At 45.5% G+C, this 17383-nt stretch carries 15 protein-coding genes; 9 read left to right on the top strand and 6 right to left on the bottom strand.

Annotated features, from left to right (window positions below; all coding sequences use genetic code 11):
* Positions 1–37: 37 nt before the first annotated feature.
* On the bottom strand, positions 38–2437 hold the full coding sequence (gene mrcB / locus AB4274_RS10330; protein ID WP_372111955.1) for a penicillin-binding protein 1B: 2400 nt from the start codon (positions 2435–2437) through the stop codon (positions 38–40).
* Positions 2434–4932: an ATP-dependent helicase HrpB gene (hrpB, locus tag AB4274_RS10325; RefSeq protein WP_372111953.1), complete on the bottom strand. Its 2499-nt coding sequence runs from the start codon at positions 4930–4932 to the stop codon at positions 2434–2436. The genes mrcB and hrpB overlap by 4 nt, the downstream gene beginning before the upstream one ends.
* 34 nt (positions 4933–4966) lie before the next feature.
* On the opposite strand from hrpB, the gene sfsA reads away from it, so the two are divergent.
* The 7 genes from sfsA (at position 4967) to panC (ending at position 11105) form a co-directional block, all read left to right on the top strand.
* The gene (gene sfsA, locus AB4274_RS10320; RefSeq protein WP_372072866.1) at positions 4967–5710 is read left to right on the top strand and encodes a DNA/RNA nuclease SfsA; all 744 of its coding nucleotides are present in this window, start codon (positions 4967–4969) and stop codon (positions 5708–5710) included.
* Between the two features lie 117 nt (positions 5711–5827).
* Complete coding sequence (gene dksA, locus AB4274_RS10315) at positions 5828–6274, top strand: RNA polymerase-binding protein DksA (protein WP_017059430.1); 447 nt, start codon at positions 5828–5830, stop codon at positions 6272–6274.
* Positions 6275–6492: 218 nt separating this feature from the next.
* Entirely contained in the window at positions 6493–7368 is an 876-nt protein-coding gene (gene gluQRS / locus AB4274_RS10310) for a tRNA glutamyl-Q(34) synthetase GluQRS (RefSeq protein WP_372072864.1), read from the top strand.
* Between the two features lie 183 nt (positions 7369–7551).
* Positions 7552–8907, top strand: a complete 1356-nt coding sequence (gene pcnB, locus AB4274_RS10305; RefSeq protein ID WP_017059432.1) for a polynucleotide adenylyltransferase PcnB — start codon at positions 7552–7554, stop codon at positions 8905–8907.
* The gene (gene folK / locus AB4274_RS10300) at positions 8904–9389 is read left to right on the top strand and encodes a 2-amino-4-hydroxy-6-hydroxymethyldihydropteridine diphosphokinase (protein WP_108214326.1); all 486 of its coding nucleotides are present in this window, start codon (positions 8904–8906) and stop codon (positions 9387–9389) included. The genes pcnB and folK overlap by 4 nt, the downstream gene beginning before the upstream one ends.
* Positions 9390–9411: 22 nt before the next feature.
* Positions 9412–10206, top strand: a complete 795-nt coding sequence (panB, locus tag AB4274_RS10295) for a 3-methyl-2-oxobutanoate hydroxymethyltransferase (protein WP_017059433.1) — start codon at positions 9412–9414, stop codon at positions 10204–10206.
* A gap of 8 nt (positions 10207–10214) precedes the next feature.
* Positions 10215–11105: a pantoate--beta-alanine ligase gene (panC, locus tag AB4274_RS10290; RefSeq protein WP_017059434.1), complete on the top strand. Its 891-nt coding sequence runs from the start codon at positions 10215–10217 to the stop codon at positions 11103–11105.
* Positions 11106–11190: 85 nt separating this feature from the next.
* Here panC and AB4274_RS10285 read toward each other — a convergent pair whose 3' ends face one another.
* The 3 genes from AB4274_RS10285 to AB4274_RS10275 form a co-directional block, all read right to left on the bottom strand.
* Positions 11191–11961 (bottom strand): ABC transporter permease, encoded by a 771-nt coding sequence (locus AB4274_RS10285; RefSeq protein WP_010435987.1) that lies wholly within the window; start codon positions 11959–11961, stop codon positions 11191–11193.
* A gap of 1 nt (position 11962) precedes the next feature.
* Entirely contained in the window at positions 11963–12880 is a 918-nt protein-coding gene (locus AB4274_RS10280) for an ABC transporter ATP-binding protein (RefSeq protein WP_017059435.1), read from the bottom strand.
* Between the two features lie 350 nt (positions 12881–13230).
* Entirely contained in the window at positions 13231–14862 is a 1632-nt protein-coding gene (locus tag AB4274_RS10275) for a SulP family inorganic anion transporter (protein ID WP_017063247.1), read from the bottom strand.
* Between the two features lie 286 nt (positions 14863–15148).
* On the opposite strand from AB4274_RS10275, the gene can reads away from it, so the two are divergent.
* Positions 15149–15817 carry a carbonate dehydratase gene (gene can / locus AB4274_RS10270; RefSeq protein ID WP_017063246.1) on the top strand — a complete coding sequence of 223 codons (669 nt, stop codon included), beginning with the start codon at positions 15149–15151 and terminating at the stop codon, positions 15815–15817.
* Between the two features lie 74 nt (positions 15818–15891).
* On the opposite strand, the gene hpt is transcribed toward can, so the two are convergent.
* Positions 15892–16422, bottom strand: coding sequence for a hypoxanthine phosphoribosyltransferase (gene hpt / locus AB4274_RS10265; protein WP_017059438.1), 531 nt, complete (start codon positions 16420–16422; stop codon positions 15892–15894).
* 337 nt (positions 16423–16759) lie between these two features.
* Between hpt and AB4274_RS10260 the strand changes: the two genes are divergently transcribed.
* The gene (locus AB4274_RS10260) at positions 16760–17365 is read left to right on the top strand and encodes a LuxR/HapR/OpaR family quorum-sensing transcriptional regulator (RefSeq protein WP_019824386.1); all 606 of its coding nucleotides are present in this window, start codon (positions 16760–16762) and stop codon (positions 17363–17365) included.
* The last annotated feature ends 18 nt before the right edge of the window (positions 17366–17383 follow it).

The following is a 17383-nucleotide window of genomic DNA, read 5'->3' as shown; positions in this document are numbered from 1 at the left end:
ATGTTAACTGTCCTTGTCATTCTTTCTTGTTACGACTTTACCACTGAAAAAGCTTCTTTAGCCACTGTTTTGGTTGACTTTCACAGCCCTTTTTAATGTTTCCACCCTCATCCCAAAGTGGCAGTTTAACTGCACCATCACAATCAAACTCTAAAGCCCCTTCAGAAGTTCGAGTAAAGTTAGCGGTGACAATTCCTGTCGGCCAAGGCAGTAATAACTGCTCGGGTGTTCTCTGTTTGAGATAATCGGCATAAACACGTAACGCACCACTCGAACCAGTAAGCTTAGTCGGCTTATTATCATCACGTCCTAGCCAGATGGTCGTCACTTCACGGCCATCTACGCCCACGAACCAACTGTCTCGGCTGTCATTACTAGTGCCAGTTTTACCAGCTAACCCTGCCCATGCAAACTGACCTTGTAGGAAACGGCCCGTGCCTTCCGACACGCCACGTTTCATTGCATAGGTTGTAAGCCAAGCGGCTTGCTGGTCAACGCTTTGTGATACACGAGGGATCGACTGATACAGAACCTCGCCATCGTTATCAACAACTGAGCGAAGCGCAGACAAAGGTGCTATACGCCCAGAATTGGTAATGGTTTGATACATCTGCGCAACTTGGAACGGAGTCAGTGAGAACGAACCCAAAAACATCGACGGCACTGGGCGAATCTCATTTTTATCGACCCCCAGTTTTCCAATCGTATCCGAGACACTATCAATGCCTAATTGCATGCCTAAACGAACAGTAGGTACGTTGTAAGACTTAGAAAGCGCCACATACAAAGGCACATCGCCACGGAACTTACGATCGAAGTTTCTCGGGCTCCACACGCTACCTTTACTGCCTTTCAAGCTCAGTGGCGTGTCTTTCAATGTTGTCGCCAACGTGTACTTCTGAGGCTGCTCTAGTGCGGTTAAGTAAATTGCAGGCTTGACCAAAGAACCAATTGGGCGACTCGCGTTCAAGGCACGGTTAAAGCCATCGTAGCCAGTACGCTTACCACCGACCATCGCCCGGATTTCACCGGTATTTCTATCCACGGCAATAGCTGCTGCTTCCAGCTTATTACCTGCGGTTTTCGATAAATCAGGCACCTTACGAGCAATCGACTTCTCTAACTTGTCTTGAGATACCGGATCCAGAGAGGTAAAGACTCGAATCCCTTTTTTCGTCTCAAATCGATCGCCGACATACTTCTTAAGCTCAATGTTTACTTGTTGGAAATAAGCGGGCTGACGGCTAGCAATGCGTGGGTTGTCTTGAATATCCAAATCACGACTCGCCGCCTCTTCGTATTGTCGCGGAGTTAAGATGTCTTGTTGCATCAATAAGCGAAGAACCAGATCGCGTCGAGTCTTAGCACGCTCAGGATAGCGAACCGGATTGTAATACGACGGTCCTTTCACCATACCCACCAGCAGTGCTAGCTGATCGATGCGCAGCTCTTGAATAGGTTGACCAAAATACAAACGAGACGCTAAACCGAAGCCATGAATCGCTTGCCCACCATTCTGTCCAAGATAAACCTCATTTAAGTAAGCCTCTAGGATACGGTCTTTGCTGTAACGATGGTCTAAGATAAGTGCAATGTAGGCTTCACGAACCTTACGCCACAATGTACGTTCACTGGACAGGAACAGGTTTTTTGCCAACTGTTGTGTCAGCGTACTACCACCTTGTACCGTTCGCCCAGCTTTGACGTTAACGACCATTGCACGAGCGATGGCCAGTGGCGACACACCATCGTGTTGATAGAAGTTTCGGTCTTCGGTTGCCAGTAAGGCATCAACCATCACTTCTGGGAACTGATTGCGTTTTAAGAACAGGCGCTGCTCATCGTTACTTTTCTCAAGCATGCCAAGCATTTTCGGTTCAACACGCAGGTAGCCCATGTCGCCTTTCTTCTCCAGCGACTGAATGCGAGTTAATTCGTTACCATTGAAGTGCAGCATCACATGACGATCCGCTTCCGGTCCATCAACAAACTCGAACGGACGACGAATCATTTCAATCTTGGTCGAAGAAGAAGAGTATTCGCCTGGGTGACGAGGCGCGTTCACCTTACGGTAATTAAGTACATCGAGCTCATTCTTAACCTGAACCAAACTCACCGGAGTTCCCGGAGACAGGTCTAGCACTCGCGCATAAACCACGGTTGGCAAATCAAACAGCTGACCTTCAAAGCGCTGTTTGACCACAGAATCAAGATAAATACCGACGAACAACAGCAATGCCGCAAGCGCTAAGCCCGCTTTCCAAGAAATGCCCCATAGGATCTTCAACCAACCTCTTTTGCCAGATTTCTTAGCCTTAGGTTTGGTCTTTTTCGCAGCCGCTCTTGGTTTTCTTGGCTTGGCTTTGGTCGCTGGTGACTTCTTTGCTGGCGCTTTTTTAGGTGGTGCCTTTTTTGGCGTTAACATTTTGGTCATCATCGATTCAACTGTCGTTTGGTTTTAGTGGTTGCTACATGGTTAGCAGGGTCATCCGGCCAAGGATGTTTTGGGTAACGGCCCTTCATCTCTTTTTGTACTTCTTTGTACGCACCAGCCCAAAAGCCGGCTAAATCTTGAGTAATTTGCAGTGGTCGCTGTGCTGGAGAAAGTAGCTCAAGCACTACTTTTTTACGCCCTTGCGCGATCAATGGCGAGTCTTGTTCGCCAAAGACTTCCTGCATTCGCACTGAGATCACTGGTTCAGATTGATATTGATAACGAATGGCCTTCTTGCTGCCTGTTGGCATCAGATAGTGTGTTGGCAGCCATTGGTCGATTTCTTGATTCAAAGGCCAGCCAAGATAAGCCGACAATGCTTGCTCAATCGAAACACTAGCCAGCCCTTTTGCCGACTTAATGCCATTCAGATAGGGAGATAGCCACTCATCAAGGTGTTCAATCAAACTCGCATCGTCCATCGCTGGCCAATCATGCTCAGGCATCCAAAGTGCTGCACAGCGCACACGCTCAACCAACTGCTTAGCCGAAGCTGTCCAATTTAAGCGATCCAGCCCGCATCGAGCGACATAATTGAGCAGCGCTTGGCTCGCCTGATTCGCATCGGGATCAGGTAAAGCTTTGGTGCTGATAATCAACTTGCCCAGAGATACACGCTGCTCAGCAACTAAACGGCCACGTTTCTCATCCCAATCGGCGTAATCGGAACGCACAAACAGTTTTGGAAATTCAGCTTCTAACTGTGCGATATCAACCGCGGTGGCTAAGAAAATCTGACTGGCTCGCCCTGTGCTGCGCATCAAATCAATCACTACGATATAGTTATTGTTCGCCAGTGGATCATCATCACGAACCTCAGCACCGTGGCCATTCGCCAAAAGGAAAGCACTGCTGGTCGCGCTTCTCACTTGTGCAATCCGGTCTGGGAAGGCAAAACAAAGCACTAATGGTAGCAATGATTCGTCAGCTTGTGACAAATCTAAGTGATGATTGAGTTTGCTCGCGAGACTTTTCGCTCGCTGCATCACAACGCTATTTTTGGAATGTTTTCTTTGCTTAAGTCGATGCAAAGAGTGTTGAATATCCGTCACATTGCGCTCCGGCTCTTCCAGCAAAGCAGCAGCAACAATCGCGACATTCAACAGAGCAGGACTACCTTGCTGCGCTTTAACCAACATGCTGGCAATACGAGGCTCTAGACCTAAACGTTGGACCTGTTTTCCTAATGCCGTAAATTGACCATTATCGTCTAACAATTCAAGAGTCTGTAAGAGTTGCTTGGCTTGCCCGATAGAAGCTTTGGGTGGAACGTCTAACCATTGCAGTTCATCAGCACTCGCAGCGCCCCATTGCGTCAATTCAGACACCAGCGAAGACAAATCAGAATGAAGAATTTCAGGTTCTGGTATAGCTGGTTGCTGCATCAGCTGCGTTTCGCTGTACAAACGAACGCACAAGCCCTCTTCAATTCGTCCCGCACGGCCCGCTCGTTGTTCAGCTGAAGATTGCGAGATTTTCACTTGCTCAAGCTTAGTAATACCGGTTTTCAGATCGAACTTCGCCACACGTTCAAGCCCGGAATCAACCACCAATCGAATACCTTCAATCGTCAAAGAAGTCTCAGCAATATTGGTCGCTAACACCACCTTTCGACGCCCTTTCTCTGATGGCGCGATCGCTTTCTGCTGTTGAGAAAAGCTGAGTTGCCCATACAGAGGACACACATCGATATCATTGGCGAATTGTTCTAGTTGAGATTCCACCTGCTTAATCGCAGAAACGCCCGGCAAAAAGGCCAGAAGTGAGCCTGACTCTTTCTCCATCAGAGAGAGAATCACGTTAGCCATTTTAGGGGCTAGATATTCATTTGCACTAAGAGGCTGATAACGGAAATCGACCGGAAAGGTGCGACCTTGTGATTCAACGTATTTGGCATTCGGCAGCAAAGTTTGCAGAGCTTGTTGATCTAAAGTTGCCGACATCACTACCACTTTCAGATCGTCACGCAACGCCTCTTGGATCTCTAAGCTAAACGCCAATGCGGTATCGGCGTGAATACTGCGCTCGTGAAATTCATCAAAGATCACCATATCAACCCCAGTTAATTCAGGGTCGGTTTGGATCATTCTTGTCATGATCCCTTCAGTAACAATCTCTAAGCGAGTCGCACTGCTGCTTTTAGATTCACCACGAACTCTAAAGCCAATGCTCTCTCCCACCTTTTCTCCCAATTGGCTCGCTAAGTAAGTAGCAATATTCCTTGCAGCCAAACGCCTCGGTTCAAGCATGATGATTTTGCCTTGAACGGCGTTGGTCTTAACTAACTGTAAAGGGAAGAATGTTGACTTACCCGCACCGGGATCGGCCTTTAGAATAAGTTGAGTGTGTGTTTCTACGCCAGCGAGCAGATCTGGCATCACAGCTTCTATGGGCAGTTGTGGCAATGGGAGAACCTTGTGGTGTAATGTTGGCAACATTGTACATAAAAACCTACCTGTCTAAATAAGTAATATGCACTTCAATCCTCCATTAGAGCCAGCGACTCTTATTAAACGCTATAAACGCTTTCTCACTGACATCCAACTTCCAGACGGTAGCGAGCGCACTATCCACTGCGCTAACACTGGAGCGATGACAGGATGTGCGACTCCTGGCAATACGGTGTGGTACTCAACCTCCGATAATGCAAAGAGAAAGTACCCAAACAGCTGGGAGATCTCAGAAACAGACAAAGGTCATCGTATTTGTGTAAATACTGCGCGGGCAAACCAGCTAGCAGTGGAAGCAATTGAAAATGGGACTATAGTTGAACTCTTAGGTTATAACGCGTTACGAACCGAAGTGAAATATGGCAGTGAGAATAGTCGCATTGATATTCTGCTTGAAGATAACGAAAAGCCGCCTTGCTATATCGAAGTGAAAAGCGTCACTTTGCTCGACGAGCAAGAAACGTCAACTAAAGGGCAAGGTTTTTTCCCTGATGCGGTCACAACCAGAGGCCAAAAACATCTGCGTGAACTCACAGAAATGGTCGAATCTGGAAATAGAGCCGTACTTTTATTCACTGTTTTACATTCAGGTATTGAAAAAGTGTCTGCGGCACACCATATAGACGCCAAATATTCGTTATTACTAAAACAAGCACAAGACGCTGGAGTTGAAGTGCTTTGCTATAAAGCAGAGCTCAGCAGTACTCAAATACAACTAAAACAAGCTGTTGAATTTATCAATAGCGAAGCAAAGATGCTGAACTAATCACATTGATTGCAAGTTTGAATAAGAGTATTTGCCACCATTCGTTCTTTCTGCTATAGATACCCGCCTTAAAATTAGCTGCTTTGCAGTTGACTAGGTGTAAATAGGAGATGCTGTATGCCAGAATCTAAGAAAAAAGCGCTAGGCATCCTAGCCATCGCAGGTGTTGAACCGTACCAAGAGAAGCCAGGTGAAGAGTACATGTCACTTGAGCAAACGGAACATTTTACAAAAATTTTAGCAGCTTGGCGCAACCAGCTCAGGGAAGAAGTTGATCGTACTGTGCACCACATGCAGGACGAAGCAGCGAATTTCCCAGACCCAGTTGACCGTGCTTCTCAAGAAGAAGAATTCAGCTTAGAGTTACGTAACCGTGACCGTGAACGTCGTCTTATCAAAAAAATTGAGAAGACATTAGACAAGATCGAAGAAGACGATTTCGGCTTCTGTGATTCTTGCGGTATCGAGATTGGCATTCGTCGCCTTGAAGCTCGTCCAACTGCTGATCTTTGTATTGACTGTAAAACACTTGCAGAGATCAAAGAAAAACAGATGCAAGGTTAATTCTTGCAGATGTAAAGAAAGGGAGCCTTGGCTCCCTTTTTTGTTTGTTATCCAAGCGAAGTATTTCACACGCTTGATAGTAAATAGCAGCTTTAAGCCTTAGTTCTATACATCAAACCTTGTTCTATAGATTGAAGCTTAGTTCTAGGCATTAAAGCTCTTGTCAAACGTCTTAAGAATCGGCTACTGCGGTACCATTTAGATTAGGTTGTTCACTCATGAATTATATCGGGCGCTTTGCACCATCACCGTCAGGTCCTCTTCATTTTGGCTCACTTGTTGCTGCTCTTGGTAGCTACTTTCAAGCGAAATCTAACCAAGGAAAATGGTTAGTTCGTATGGAAGACCTCGACCCACCAAGAGAAATGGCCGGCGCTGCAGACCTCATTCTTAAGACGCTTGAGGCTTACCATCTATTTTGGGATGGTGAAGTCGTCTATCAAAGCCAACGTCATGACTTGTATCAAGCTCAAATCGATCAATGGGTTGCTGACAATCAAGCCTACTACTGCCAATGCACCCGCAAGCAGATAAAGGCTTTGGGCGGCTTTTACAATGGTCACTGTCGAGATGTAGGCCTAATCGATTTAGGTGAACAGGCGGTGCGCTTGTGCATGGACTTTCCAGTAGAGTCCTTTGATGATGTTCGCCACGGCACCATTCAAATCCCTAAAGCACTAGCTGTAGAAGATTTTATTATTAAACGCAGAGATGGATTGTTTGCCTATAACTTGGCCGTTGTCCTTGATGACATCGAACAAGGAGTAACAGAAGTCGTAAGAGGCGCAGATCTGATAGAACCCACCGGTCGACAAATCAGTTTGTATAAGACGCTCAAGCAAAAAACAGTGAGCTACTTGCACTTACCATTGGCAACCGATGGCTTGGGGAATAAACTGTCAAAACAGAACCATGCCACCGCGATAGATCTAGACAACCCAAAACCAACGTTACTCAACGCGATGCGATTCTTAGGTTTTGATATCCCGACGGCCCTTTATGAGGCTTCAATGGATGAGATTTTATTGTGGGGCTGCCAACAATGGAACGTCAGTCAGTTACCTGATAGTTTACAAAAAGAGCACTGTAATTAGCTCGAAACTCACTGCAAATAGCAAAAACGACACATAAAAATGCCATAACCAACCACTGTGGTTAAGCAGACGATGTTCTCAAATGGCTCGCGCTAAGCTATTATTAGCCGCAATTAAACTCTGCACTACCACTTTGGACTAAGAGAAAAACAAAGTTGGCGATACCTACTTTGTTCTAAACTAATGAATACAAACGACAATACCCCAAGCGAACAACGCGGATTCCACGAATTAGCTCTGAATATTTATACTCGTCAAGAGCACAATATTTCACGCAAGCAGATCAGCGACAACGCACTAAAAGTGCTATATCGCCTGAATGGTGCGGGTTTTGACGCATTTCTAGTCGGTGGTGGTGTGCGCGATATCTTATTAGGCTCTCAGCCAAAAGATTTTGATATTGCGACCAACGCAACGCCAGAGCAAATCAAACACCTCTTCAGAAACTGTCGTCTTATCGGTCGCCGTTTCCGCTTGGCACATATCATGTTTGGTCGCGACATCATTGAAGTGGCAACTTTCCGTGGTCACCACCAAGAACCATCGAAGAACGTTTCTGCACAATCGAAAGAAGGCATGCTACTTCGCGATAACGTGTACGGCAGTGTTGATGAAGATGCAGAGCGTCGTGATTTCACAATCAACGCGATGTACTACAACATTGCAGACTACAGCATCCACGATTACGCGGGTGGTGTAGAAGATTTAGAAGATAAACTGATCCGCCTGATTGGCGATCCAGAAACGCGTTACCGCGAAGACCCAGTACGTATGCTACGTGCAATGCGCTTCGCCGCTAAACTGGATTTCGACATCGAAGAAGACACGGCTGACCCGATTGAAGAGTTAGCTCACCTTCTAAGAGATATCCCAGCAGCGCGCCTTTACGAAGAGTCTCTGAAATTACTGCAATCAGGTCACGGTTTAGAAACCTACCACTTGATGCGCGAGTACAATCTATTCCAACAGATGTTCCCAGCGGTAGCGGAGCACTTCACCGAAGATTACGACTCACACACAGAGCAGATGCTTGATTTGGTTCTCGATTCAACCGACCTTCGCATCGAAGATGGTAAGCGAGTAAACCCAGCATTCATGTTCGCAGCTATGCTTTGGTACCCAATGAACAAGCTGGCAGACAAACTTGTCGCTGAACAGGGTATGGCACACTACGATGCGATCATGGAAGCGAGTAACATCATTCTAGATCAGCAAGTAAAGTCTATTGCGATTCCTCGTCGTCACACAGCAACCATTCGCGAAGTTTGGCAACTGCAACTTCGACTGCCTCGTCGCAACGGTAAACGCGCTGTTCGTCTAATGGAATTAAACAAATTCCGTGCAGGCTACGATTTCCTAGAAATGCGTGGTGAGATTGAAGGTGGCGAAACCAAAGAGTTAGCAAAATGGTGGGAGCGTTATCAGACTGCAGGTCGTAACATGCGTCAAGCAATGGCTAACGACGTTGCAGCACCATCAAAGTCAGGCCATCGTCGCCGTAAGACTTACCGAAACAAAAAGAGTAAGCAATCAGAATGATAACTGCTTACATTGCGGTCGGCAGCAACCTTGCCGACCCAGTTAGCCAAGCAAATTTGGCTATCGAAACGCTAAAAAGCCTACCGCGAACAACGTTTATTGCGACCTCTCAGCTATATAGTAGCACTCCAATGGGACCGCAAAATCAACCAGACTACATCAACGCGGTAGTCGCTATCCAAACCGAATTAACGCCAATTGAACTGCTTGATTGCACTCAAAAGATCGAACTAGAGCAAGGGCGTGTCCGTAAAGACGAACGTTGGGGACCAAGAACCTTGGATCTCGACATTGTGCTATACGGCAATGAGGTGATCGATTCAGAGCGCTTAATCGTTCCTCATTATGGAATGAAAGAACGAGAGTTTGTACTCTACCCGCTTGCTGAAATCGCACCAAGTTTACAACTCCCTGATGGGACTGAGCTGACAGAACTACTGAAAATAGTAGATAAGAACGGGCTCAATGTTTGGCAACAATAGCCAAGCGCATTAAGGAAAACCAATGAAAAAAGTAACCATTAACGACCTGATCAAATGCAAACGTGAAGGCCGTAAATTCGCGACTTCGACAGCTTATGATGCGAGCTTTGCTCAATTATTCGAAAGCCAAGAAATGCCAGTTCTGCTTGTCGGTGATTCACTGGGTATGGTTTTACAAGGCCATAACGATACATTACCAGTAACTGTTGAAGACATTGCTTACCATACTCGCTCAGTGCGTGCTGGTAGCCCGAACTGTCTTCTTATGGCTGACATGCCTTTCATGAGCTACGCAACGCCAGAACAAGCTTGTGAGAGCGCAGCTACCTTGATGCGTGCTGGCGCGAACATGGTAAAAATCGAAGGCGGAAGCTGGTTGGTTGATACTGTGAAAATGCTAACAGAACGCGCAGTACCAGTATGTGCGCACTTAGGCTTAACGCCTCAATCTGTGAACATCTTTGGTGGTTACAAGATTCAAGGTCGTGACGACGAGCAAGCCGACAAAATGGTTGCTGACGCGTTAGCACTGCAAAACGCAGGCGCTCAAATCGTTCTACTTGAATGTGTGCCAGCTTCATTGGCAAAACGAATTACAGAAGCTTGTGACGTACCGGTTATCGGTATCGGCGCAGGTAATGTTACCGATGGTCAGATCTTGGTTATGCATGACATGTTCGGTATTTCTGCGAACTACATGCCGAAGTTCTCTAAGAACTTCCTAGCAGAAACAGGTGATATGCGTAAGGCAGTAGCTCTATACAAAGAAGAAGTAGAGAGCGCGCGCTTCCCTGATGAAGCTCATACAATCGCTTAGGAGTAAGTATGCAAACTTTTGCTGAAATAGCGGCTCTTCGTGAGCAGATTAAACAGTTTAAGCGTGATGGACGTACGGTTGCTTTTGTACCGACAATGGGAAACCTGCATGAAGGCCACCTGACTCTGGTAAAGAAAGCTCGTGAACTGGCCGACATCGTTGTGGTAAGCATCTTTGTAAACCCAATGCAGTTTGACCGTGCAGACGACCTAAACAACTACCCTCGAACGTTAGAAGCAGATTTAAGCAAACTAACAGGTGAAGGGGTTGAGCTAGTATTTACACCAACGCCAGAGGTGATGTACCCAGATGGATTAGACAAGCAGACGTTTGTTGAGGTCCCTGGCATATCTCACATGCTTGAAGGTGCCTCTCGTCCAGGTCACTTCCGTGGTGTATCAACCATTGTCACTAAACTGTTTAATATCGTTCAGCCAGACTTTGCATGCTTCGGCGAGAAAGACTTTCAGCAACTTGCTGTTATTCGCCAGATGACCACTGATTTAGCATTAGACATTGAAGTTGTCGGCGTTGCGACCGTTCGTGAAATGGATGGTTTGGCAATGAGCTCTCGCAATAGCAACCTAACGATTGACGAGCGCCAACGAGCGCCCGTTTTAGCGCGTACTATGCGCTGGATCAGCAGCGCTATTCGTGGTGGTCGCGATGATTACGCATCAGTGATTGAAGATGCTACTGACCAGCTACGCGCTGCAGATCTTCAACCTGACGAAATCTTCATTTGTGATGCTAAAACTCTGCAAGCGATCACTTCAGAATCAACTCAAGCAGTGATTCTAATGTCGGCTTTCCTAGGTAAGACGCGTCTTATCGATAACCAAGTTCTCGATTTGGTAACGGAAACCAAAGAAGAAGTGAAAGAAGAAACGACTGAATAGTCGGCTTCTGCTCTTAACGCAAAACAAAAAAAGGTCGATGTTATATCGACCTTTTTCTTTACCTGTTACTTAGATGAACCAAAGGTTAGCTACGTAAGCCAATACCCTTTGTCACTAGGTAGTGTGCAATGCCATACAACAGCACGATAAACACACCTAGTACGCCAAACGACGTCACGATCCCCACATCAGACACACCCAAGAAGCCATATCTGAACGCGTTAACCATGTACACGATAGGGTTCAACTTCGATACACCTTGCCAGAATTCAGGCAATAGACTGATCGAGTAGAACACACCACCAAGGTACGTCAGCGGCGTTAAGATAAAGGTTGGGATAATAGAGATATCATCAAACGTGCGTGCGAATACCGCGTTAATCAAGCCACCCAAAGCGAATACTACCGACGTTAAAAATACCGTCGCAATGATCACGCCCCAATGGTCAACTTGTAAGTCGACAAAGAACAACGACACGAAGGTTACTATGGTACCCACTAACAAGCCACGAACCACACCACCCATTACGAAGCCGGCGATAATCACGTAGTTAGGAACAGGCGCTACAAGCAGCTCTTCAATGTTCTTCTGGAACTTGGCACTAAAGAACGATGAAGCAACGTTGGAATATGAGTTGGTGATCACCGACATCATGATCAGACCGGGAACAATGTATTCCATGTAGCTAAAGCCGTTCATTTCACCAATACGCGCACCAATCAGGTTACCGAAGATGATGAAGTAAAGCGTCATGGTAATCGCTGGCGGCACCAGAGTCTGCACCCAGATACGAGTAAAGCGATTGATCTCTTTGGTCAACAAACTGCAGAAAGCGGTCCAATATAGGCTGTACATATTATTTACTCCCCTCACGGACGATACTCACAAATAGCTCTTCTAGACGGTTTGCTTTGTTACGCATAGAGAGGACTTTAACCTGTTGCTCGCTCAATTGAGCAAAGATGGTATTCAAACCTAGGTTCTTGTCGATTTCGATTTCTAGCGAGCCATTGACCATCACTTGGCTATTCACGCCTTCAAGCTTAGGTTCAGTCGTGCCCTCTTCCAGATCCAGAATAAAGGTCTCAGCACTCAATTTGCCCAACAGCGCTTTCATTGTTGTGTTCTCAATCAGCTCACCGCGATTGATGATACCAATGTTGCGACACAGCATTTCTGCTTCTTCTAGGTAGTGCGTGGTCAAGATAATGGTAATGCCCTGCTTCTCATTGATCTCTTTTAGGAATTCCCACATTGAACGACGTAGTTCAATATCAACGCCTGCTGTCGGTTCATCAAGGATCAACAAATGAGGTTCATGCATCAATGCACGCGCGATCATCAAACGACGCTTCATACCACCAGACAAGTTACGCGCGCGTTCGCCACGCTTTTCCCACAGATCGAGTTGAGATAGGTACTTTTTCGCTCGCTCTTTCGCTAATGCTTTTGGCACGCCGTAATAACCCGCTTGTTGCAGCACGATCTGTTCAACGGTTTCAAACGGGTTAAAGTTAAACTCTTGAGGCACAAGGCCTAAGTTCTGCTTCGCCAATTCCAGATCGGTATCAATGTCGTAGCCGAACACTTTAACCTTGCCTGACGTTTTATTTACCAGTGAAGAGATAACACCAATGGTGGTTGATTTACCCGCACCATTGGGACCAAGTAGTGCGTAAAAGTCGCCTTTTTCTACTTGTAAACTAACGCCCTTAAGAGCCTCGAAGCCCCCAGCATAAGTTTTTCTTAATTGCTCAATTTCTAATGCATACATAGAGATAGACTGCCATTTGCTATAGATAAGATGTAGACGACCGAGCTTGAGGAAGAGAGTAATGCTTAAAACGAGCTAGCAGAAAACTAACCCAAACTTGTTAACTCGGCCATTTTGCAAACAAGTTTATCGTTGATTGACGATTAATACAAATATCGTGTGAGAGTTTCTTTCGAAAACAAATAAGCGTCTTGGCTAGGTGAAGACTAAATCAACGTTCAATAAATATAAAAATGCCGCTAAGTGATTCACTTAACGGCATTAATGATCAGTCTTGAAGTGAGCGTCTATAGCTTATTCATATTAGATTATTCATATCAGGTCATTAATATCAGCTTATTACTGAAAAATTAAACTGACTCAAATTGATGCTCATCTCTGTCGACATAGCTTGTTGCTGCCGTCAGGGCTTCATATCTGAATCGATAAGTGTTGGATTCAGGTACTAGGTCAATCACGTGGAACTTCTCTAGTTGTTGACGAGTATTCTCATTAGGACACAGCAGATACACCTCACACTGCGCATCCAATGCATCTTTAATCGCATTCTCTAGCGCTAGGCCAACAGTGACATCAATCATAGGTACATCTGTCAGGTCTAGAATCATCGCTTCATAGTCAGAGATACTTGAGTGCTGACGTGAAATCGCCTTTGAAACGCTGAATATCATCGGCCCTGATAGGTAGAAGAATAGCACCTTACCATTGGCACTATCGAGTAACTGACGTTCGCTATCAGTCAATGGGATATCGTCTTCATCATCACCATCACTGATCGCCTTAACTTGTCTGGCTTGCTCTCGGCTTAATCTTTCAATAATCAGAATATTCGAGATAAACACACCCAGTCCAACGGCAATAATCAAGTCAACAAACACAGTCAATAGCATCACGCCGTACATCACGCCCATGCCGGCATAGCTAACCTTGTGTGCGCGCTGGATAAAGCTCCAATCTAGGATATTGAAACCAACATACATCGCGATACCAGCCAGCACTGCCATAGGAATCGGTTCTGTTAAACCACCTGCAACCAATACCACGAGCGCAAGTACTAAAGCTCGAATAACACCTGAAAGCGGAGAACGCGCTCCCACCTGAATATTGGTTACAGTCCCCATAGTAGCACCCGCGCCAGGTAGTGCACCAAACAGGCCAGAGATCATATTGGCAATGCCTTGGCCACGAAGCTCTTTGTCTGAGTCATGCTCTTTACGAGTCAATGAATCTCCGATAACCGCGGTCAAAAGCGTATCAATACAACCTAATGTACCAAGCACCAAGGCATCGATAACCATAGTAGTAAACTGTTCAGCGCTGATCGTAGGGATAACGAGGGAAGGTAAACCAGCTGGGATTTCACCAATACGGCGAATAGAGTCGGTATCAAAAATAATGACGGACAAGAGCGTTACAGCCACTAACGCGACCAGTTGAGCAGGCACATACTTACGATACTTAGCGGGGAAGCCAAAAAGAATACCGAGTGTCAGAGCACCTAGAAATAGCTCACTCACTTTTAAGTTTGCTAGCGTATCAGGTAAAGCAGAGAGCGTGCCCATTACACCACCGGATGGAGCGGCATGCCCTAACAATGGAGACAGCTGCAAGATAATCAGAATAACGCCAATGCCCGACATGAATCCGGAGATCACGCTATATGGCATCAAAGTGACGTATTTTCCTAGCTTTAACGTACCAAGTAATATCTGGAATGCACCGGCCATCATCACGACAGTAAAGGTCATTGCCATACCCGTTTCAGGATATTTAGCAACCATACTCGTCATTACGGCAGTCATGATCACCGTCATCGGGCCGGTAGGTTCAGAAATCAAACTACTCGAACCGCCAAACAATGCTGCAAATAGGCCAACCATAATGGCGCCCCACAAGCCAGCTTCAGCTCCCGCGCCAGAAGCAACACCAAATGCCAATGCTAAAGGTAACGAGATGATGGCTGTAGTTACACCGCCAAACATATCCCCTTTGAGATTGATATCCGTAAAACGACTTCCAAACAAAACACACCTTCCTGATGATGAAATGACAAACCTTATCACTTTAGCAAATGTATCAAGTGTTCAGAAAGTGTTAATTCAATCACATTATTCATGTCTGATAACCGGATTATTGATAGTGGGCTAAGTTTATGATTTTCCGTACTAGAACACGTCAGATGAGTACATTTTGACGCAGTTTTTACGAGATTGAATTTGTAACATTGTGTATAGTTGAGATTCTTAATTAAGGGATGTAAGACGCAAAATGCCAGAAATAAAACAGCTTTTTGAGAACAATTCCAAATGGTCTGAAGAAATTCGCTCTGAAAGACCTGAGTATTTTACAACGCTTGAAGAGGGTCAAAGCCCTGGTTTTCTATGGATAGGTTGTTCAGATAGCCGAGTTCCAGCCGAGCGCCTGACTGGCTTATATTCTGGAGAACTGTTTGTTCACCGAAACGTGGCCAACCAAGTGGTTCATACAGACCTAAACTGTCTATCTGTTGTTCAGTACGCAGTAGATGTGCTTAAAGTGAAACACATTATTGTCTGTGGTCACTACGGTTGTGGCGGTGTTAACGCGGCGATTGATAACCCTAAACTTGGTCTTATCAACAACTGGTTACTGCACATCCGTGACAATTACCTAAAATACCGCAAGCAAATCGAGGGGCTTCCTCGTGAGCAATGGGGTGACAAGTTATGCGAAATTAACGTCGCAGAACAGGTTTATAACCTAGGTAACTCAACCATTATGCAAAATGCGTGGGAGCGTGGCCAAGACGTTGAAATCCATGGTGTGGTTTATGGTATTGGCGATGGCAAGCTACAGGACCTTGGCGTACGTTGCTCAAGTAACGATACTTTAGAGAACAGTCACTTAGATGCATTAAACAAGATCTTAACGACGCCTCTTCTTAGTCAACAAAGCTAACCCATTCCGTCATATATACAAAAAGCCCGCATCAAGCGGGCTTTTTAATGACTTCTAAACCACAAGCGTAATGATTACTCTTGAGGTACTACCTTACCGATGTACGGTAGGTGACGATATTTTTGTGCGTAGTCGATACCAACACCAACAACAAACTCGTCTGGGATCTCAAAACCAATCCATTTTGTATCGACAGTCACTTCACGGCGAGAAGGCTTGTCTAATAGCGTACAAATTTCGATAGACTTAGGACCACGTAGGCTCAGAATCTCTTTTACTTTAGTCAGCGTGTTACCTGTATCGATAATATCCTCTACAAGTAGAACGTCTTTACCTTGGATATCATCATCAAGATCTTTCAAAATACGAACATCACGTGAGCTTTCCATGCCGTTGCCGTAGCTAGACGCGGTCATGAAATCAACTTGGTGAGTTAAATCGATAGCACGAGCAAGATCTGCCATAAAGACAAAAGATCCACGCAATAAGCCAACTAAAACTAGATCTTCACTACCGTTGTAGTGTTCCGTGATCTGTTTGCCTAGTTCGTTCACTCGATCCTGAACTTCTTGCTCAGAGATCATGACTTCAACTGTATGCTTCATACTGCTCTCATTCTATTTGGTGATTGCGACGAATGTTGACAGTTTCGTCAGTTGTGTCGCTCAATTTTGTGCGTAAGTCTAGCACTGCTCAAATACCCACACCACCTTATGGTTCGAATTTACTGTCAGATTCTCCACGAAATGTGCGCTGGTGCCTTATCCAATACTCGTCTCCTTTCACATCAATGCTGATCACGCTTTATGTATCAAGTTTGATGTAACTGTCTATAAAACAAGCTGAAAGGATTGACCATTCGCATATGCACCATTACACTCATCTTGGCTTAAATAATAATAAAATCATTAATATAAAAATTTCGTTGGCAAGGAAAATAAAATGGACTCAATATCTAAGAGACCTAGAACTAGGCTTTCACCTTTAAAAAGAAAACTTCAATTGATGGAAATCGCTCTTGAGGTATTCTCTCGCCGCGGCATCGGTCGTGGTGGACACGCTGATATTGCAGACATCGCTCAGGTGTCTGTCGCAACGGTATTTAACTACTTCCCAACCCGTGAAGATCTGGTTGATGAAGTACTAAATCACGTTGTACGCCAATTCTCTAACTTCCTTTCAGACAATATCGATCTGGATATTCACGCAAAACAAAACCTACATAATATTGCGACTGAAATGGTGACGTTAGTGGCTCAAGATAGCCATTGGTTAAACGTGTGGTTCGAATGGAGCGCTTCGACTCGTGATGAAGTATGGCCGCTATTCGTAACAACTAACCGCACTAACCAAATGTTAGTACAAAACATGTTTAGCAAAGCGATTGAACGCGGCGAAGTTTGCGACGATCACGACCCTAAACATCTTGCGAACCTATTCCACGGCATCTGCTACTCGCTGTTCATTCAAGCGAAACGTGTGGAAACGCCTGAAGAGCTTTCAAGCTTAACCGATAGCTACCTAAACATGCTGTGCATCTATAAGTAGATTCGAGATTCGAGATTC

Source organism: Vibrio sp. 10N.261.55.A10 (assembly GCF_041470825.1).
GTDB classification, from domain to species: domain Bacteria; phylum Pseudomonadota; class Gammaproteobacteria; order Enterobacterales; family Vibrionaceae; genus Vibrio; species Vibrio crassostreae_C.
This window is presented reverse-complemented; position numbering and strand designations above follow the sequence as displayed.

Bases quoted from the DNA above. Each gene is read 5' to 3' on its own strand.
- folK (WP_108214326.1), top strand. From the start codon at position 8,904: ATGATAACTGCTTACATTGCGGTCGGCAGCAACCTTGCCGACCCAGTT.
- panC (WP_017059434.1), top strand. From the start codon at position 10,215: ATGCAAACTTTTGCTGAAATAGCGGCTCTTCGTGAGCAGATTAAACAG.
- gluQRS (WP_372072864.1), top strand. From the start codon at position 6,493: ATGAATTATATCGGGCGCTTTGCACCATCACCGTCAGGTCCTCTTCAT.
- dksA (WP_017059430.1), top strand. From the start codon at position 5,828: ATGCCAGAATCTAAGAAAAAAGCGCTAGGCATCCTAGCCATCGCAGGT.
- mrcB (WP_372111955.1), bottom strand. From the start codon at position 2,437: ATGATGACCAAAATGTTAACGCCAAAAAAGGCACCACCTAAAAAAGCG.
- sfsA (WP_372072866.1), top strand. From the start codon at position 4,967: ATGCACTTCAATCCTCCATTAGAGCCAGCGACTCTTATTAAACGCTAT.
- can (WP_017063246.1), top strand. From the start codon at position 15,149: ATGCCAGAAATAAAACAGCTTTTTGAGAACAATTCCAAATGGTCTGAA.
- panB (WP_017059433.1), top strand. From the start codon at position 9,412: ATGAAAAAAGTAACCATTAACGACCTGATCAAATGCAAACGTGAAGGC.
- AB4274_RS10280 (WP_017059435.1), bottom strand. From the start codon at position 12,880: ATGTATGCATTAGAAATTGAGCAATTAAGAAAAACTTATGCTGGGGGC.
- pcnB (WP_017059432.1), top strand. From the start codon at position 7,552: ATGAATACAAACGACAATACCCCAAGCGAACAACGCGGATTCCACGAA.
- AB4274_RS10275 (WP_017063247.1), bottom strand. From the start codon at position 14,862: ATGTTTGGCGGTGTAACTACAGCCATCATCTCGTTACCTTTAGCATTG.
- hpt (WP_017059438.1), bottom strand. From the start codon at position 16,422: ATGAAGCATACAGTTGAAGTCATGATCTCTGAGCAAGAAGTTCAGGAT.
- hrpB (WP_372111953.1), bottom strand. From the start codon at position 4,932: ATGTTGCCAACATTACACCACAAGGTTCTCCCATTGCCACAACTGCCC.
- AB4274_RS10285 (WP_010435987.1), bottom strand. From the start codon at position 11,961: ATGTACAGCCTATATTGGACCGCTTTCTGCAGTTTGTTGACCAAAGAG.
- AB4274_RS10260 (WP_019824386.1), top strand. From the start codon at position 16,760: ATGGACTCAATATCTAAGAGACCTAGAACTAGGCTTTCACCTTTAAAA.